The 300-nt window shown below is 50.7% G+C and carries 1 protein-coding gene; it reads left to right on the top strand.

The window, feature by feature from the left end:
- Positions 1–48: 48 nt before the first annotated feature.
- Positions 49–300: LysM peptidoglycan-binding domain-containing protein (locus AC1RPU_RS08125; RefSeq protein ID WP_481769665.1), on the top strand; the 252-nt coding region annotated here is incomplete at its 3' end.

The following is a 300-nucleotide window of genomic DNA, read 5'->3' as shown; positions in this document are numbered from 1 at the left end:
CCAATGGAAGGATACTCCGGAGACCTTAACTGGAGCAGGGTTACACCCGTGGACAATACCGGTTCGAACTACAACATGTTCAAATCCGGATTCAAGAACGTGCGCTTCAACGTTCCTAATCAGTCGCGTTACCAGTTGAGCATGTTGGACATGGCCAATCTTCCGGGGCTGGCCTACAAGTTCTACGGAGACACAAGCTTGTGGCGCGCACTTATGGCCTATAACGGCATAACTGATCCGTTGTCCGAAATTTGTCCGGGTATGACTATCAACGTTCCAACTAAGTCGGCCATTCAGGGC

The organism is Dellaglioa sp. CoH-55-MRSF-7 (assembly GCF_056782235.1).
The sequence above is the reverse complement of the archived record's forward strand: the minus strand, read 5'-3'. Positions and strand labels throughout refer to the sequence as shown.